4 protein-coding genes are annotated in these 3,590 nt (G+C 45.5%); all 4 read left to right on the top strand.

Going from position 1 to position 3,590, the window contains the following annotated elements:
• On the top strand, positions 1–1,152 hold a 1,152-nt coding region (locus AOQ29_RS07940), incomplete at its 5' end, for a phenylalanine--tRNA ligase subunit beta (protein ID WP_242977389.1).
• Positions 1,153–1,222: 70 nt separating this feature from the next.
• Complete coding sequence (locus AOQ29_RS03555; protein ID WP_061993164.1) at positions 1,223–2,509, top strand: UDP-N-acetylglucosamine 1-carboxyvinyltransferase; 1,287 nt, start codon at positions 1,223–1,225, stop codon at positions 2,507–2,509.
• Positions 2,510–2,600: 91 nt separating this feature from the next.
• Positions 2,601–2,861, top strand: a complete 261-nt coding sequence (locus tag AOQ29_RS03550) for a type B 50S ribosomal protein L31 (RefSeq protein WP_061993163.1) — start codon at positions 2,601–2,603, stop codon at positions 2,859–2,861.
• A 97-nt stretch (positions 2,862–2,958) separates the two neighbouring features.
• The coding region (locus AOQ29_RS07935; RefSeq protein WP_242977388.1) for a TRAM domain-containing protein at positions 2,959–3,590 on the top strand (632 nt) is incomplete at its 3' end.

Here is a 3,590-nt window from a genome sequence, read left to right as displayed (position 1 = left end):
ATCTTGGGAACGGACTTGTCTGTGGCAACCATTAGCGGTATTTTCACACGGTTAGCCTTGCCAATTGATGAAAAGGAAGGTCACTACACCGTAACTGTTCCTGGTCGTCGGACTGATTTGAACATCCCGGCAGATTTGATTGAAGAAGTTGGACGTTTGTACGGCTATGACAACTTGCCAACGGCGATGATTGCCGGTGAAAGTACCCCTGGTGATTTGACTCCCCGGCAAAAGAAAATTCGTGCTAGTCGCGAAGTGATGGAAAGCCTGGGCTTTGATCAAGCGATTTCATATGCCTTAACCACGCCAGAAAAGGCCAGCCGCTTTAATTTGACGACCGACCGGGACCTGGTGGCCTTGGATTACCCAATGTCATCAGACCGGACCACCATCCGTCAAAACCTTTTGTCAGGCTTGTTGGACGACGTGGCCTATAACGTTGCTCGATCAGTTAAGAACATCTTCCTGTACGAACAAGGCCGGGTCTTCTTGGCAACTACGCCAGGTTTGCAGCCAGAAGAACGTGAACACCTTGCCGGTGTGATGGTTGGAAACTTGGCAGAATCAACTTGGCAAACTGGCGAAAAGGACGAGTTGGTTGATTTCTATGACGTCAAGGGTCGGGTAGAAGCTTACCTTCAAGCCATCGGGGTCAAGGAAGTCCGTTTTGAAAAGAGTGGTCAACATGAAGCCATGCACCCAGGCCAAACTGCTGATGTCTTTTCTGGATCTATTTACCTCGGTTTTGTTGGCCAAGTTCATCCACAAATTGTGGCTGATGCTAAGTTACCAGCAGTCTTTGCCTTTGAAATTGACTTAGAAGAAGTGATTACCCACAGTCAATCAGTTGTGGCTTACCAGCCAGTTTCAAAGTACCCACAAATCACTCGTGACTTGGCCTTGTTGGTCGATGAAACGATTAGCCAACAAGCAGTGGCGGATGTGATTAAGGACCACGGTGGTGAATTCTTGCAGTCCGTGACATTCTTTGATTTGTATACCGGTCAGGGGACACCTGAGGGTAAGAAATCATTAGCTTATCAACTGGTGTACCAGGATAAAACTGACACATTAGTAGAACCAGTCGTAACTGGTGCCTTCACTGCGATGACGGAAGCGTTGGAAGCAGAATTAGGTGCAGAAATTCGTTGATTTTAATTGTCTTGTTGTAACAAAAACGATATAATGGGGTTAAAATCACAAACAAGTAGGATTAGCCCTTATGGCAAAAATTATTATTAACGGTGGCCGCAAAATTACTGGTACAGTAACGATTGGCGGGGCCAAGAATTCGACAGTTGCATTAATTCCAGCTGCAATTTTGGCCGACACCGCAGTCAAATTTGACAATGTTCCTCAAATTTTAGATGTTAAAAACTTGCAATATATTCTAGCTGCCATGAACGTCCATTCAGACTTTTTGGCAGGTAATTTATCGATTGATCCAACTACGATTGAAGAATCAGAGTTACCATCATCAGCAATTAAATCATTAAGAGCCTCTTACTACTTTATGGGAGCCTTGCTTGGCCGTTTTGGTCGGGCAACGGTGACATTCCCCGGTGGGGATAACTTGGGTTCACGGCCAATTGACCAACACATCAAGGGCTTTGAAGCCTTGGGTGCAACTGTGACGGAAAAAGATGACATTATCACGATTGATGCCACTGAAAATGGTTTAAAGGGTGCTCGGGTTACCTTGGATACGGTTTCCGTTGGTGCGACGATTAATATCATCCTGGCTGCAGTGCGAGCTGAAGGCCAAACGATTATTGAAAACGTTGCCAAAGAACCAGAAATTATCGATATTGCGACTTTCTTGAACAACATGGGCGCCAATATTCGTGGAGCTGGTACCGACACCATTCGGATTACCGGAGTTGACCGTTTGGAAGCTCATGCTACCCACTCTGTCATTCCTGACCGAATTGAAGCAGGAACCTACATGTCAATGGCAGCAGCTTATGGCGATGGGGTGATGATCCAAAACGTTATTCCAGAGCACTTGGAGTCCTACACATCAAAGCTCTTGGAAATGGGCGTTGATATGCAAATTGGGGAAGATTCAATTTACATTGGTCCGAGCCATGACTTGAAGCCCGTTTCAATCAAAACGATGCCGTACCCTGGTTTTGCCACTGACCTGCAACAGCCAATCACACCTTTGCTCTTTTTAGCTCAGGGGGAAAGTACGATTACTGAAACGATTTATCCCAAGCGGGTCAAGCATATCGCTGAATTACGCCGAATGGGTGCCGATTTGTCTTCATTGAACCCTGGGGAAATCAAGGTCAACACGTCGAGCCGCTTGGTTGGAACGACTGTTGAAGCAGCGGAAATTCGTGCCGGTGCAGCACTGGTCATTGCTGGAATTATGGCGGATGGTCAAACGGTTGTTGATAATGCCAGCCACATTTTACGTGGCTATGATCGAATTGCTGAGAAGTTAACCGGTTTGGGCGTCGATTTGAAAATTGAAGGCGTTGATTTGATCAACTTAATGCCTTAATCCTTGCGCCTGCAAGGGCGCTATGATAGAATAATAAAGTTAATAACTGACTCTGGTTTAGTAAAATCAGGGCGCTAAGGAGATTTATATCATGAAAAAAGAAATCCATCCAGATTACCGTCCAGTTGTCTTCGTTGACGCTTTGACTGGTAAGAAGTTCTTGTCAGCATCTGTTGCTGAAACTTCAACAACGACTGAATTCGAAGGTCAAGAATATCCAGCAATTCGTATGGAAATCACTTCAGATTCACATCCTTTCTACACTGGTAAGCAGAAGTTTACTCAAGCTGATGGGGCCGTTGACAAGTTTAACAAGAAGTTTGCTAACTTCGGTTTCAAGAACAACGATTAAGTTGTTTACAAAAAGCGCTCACTTCGGTGGGTGTTTTTTCTTTTAAGCATATAAAATCTCCTCGACAAAAGAGTAAAGGTAAAGTGGCAAAGTAACGATGGCGAAAACACAAGTTCCCGTAAAATTAAATCAGCATTTAGCCCTCACAATCGACCATATTCGACAAAATGGGATGGGTGTTGCCTATGTTAATGAGGCCCAAGATTATCCGGTTTATCTAGCAGATGCCATGGTGGGGGAAGTTGTCGAAGTTGAAATTATCCAGGTCGATAAGCACTCTGCCTATGGAAAAATTTTGACTTGGCTTGAACCAGCTAATGGTCGAGTAAACAAAGACCGTCAGTACCTCATAGAAGCCGGAACGGCTCCCTTCGTTAACTGGGACTATCCAGACCAGGTAGCCTTTAAAAAAGGGATTGTTGCCAAAAACTTTGCGGATGCTGGCGTTAGTGTGACGGTTGCTGACCCAATCACAATGGATACGGAGCCAACTTATTACCGCAATAAGACGGTCGTCCCGTTGAAGTGGCAAGATGGCGAACTCCTCTCTGGTTTTTACCAACGCGGAACTCACCGTTTGGTCTCAATGACTGACTATTATGTTAATGATCAGCGATTAGACCAGGTCATTGTGACGGTCCGTGATATCGTTGCTCAGCGCCGGTTAACAGCCTTTGATCCTGATAGCCAACAAGGGGCCATCCGCTACGTGATGGTTCGCCGGGGCTA

It is taken from the genome of Fructobacillus ficulneus (assembly GCF_001047075.2).
Classification (GTDB): Bacteria; Bacillota; Bacilli; order Lactobacillales; family Lactobacillaceae; genus Fructobacillus; species Fructobacillus ficulneus.
This window is presented reverse-complemented; position numbering and strand designations above follow the sequence as displayed.

What these genes read in the sequence shown, in the direction of transcription:
- AOQ29_RS03555 (WP_061993164.1), top strand. Translation starts at nt 1,223, where the DNA reads ATGGCAAAAATTATTATTAACGGTGGCCGCAAAATTACTGGTACAGTA.
- AOQ29_RS03550 (WP_061993163.1), top strand. Translation starts at nt 2,601, where the DNA reads ATGAAAAAAGAAATCCATCCAGATTACCGTCCAGTTGTCTTCGTTGAC.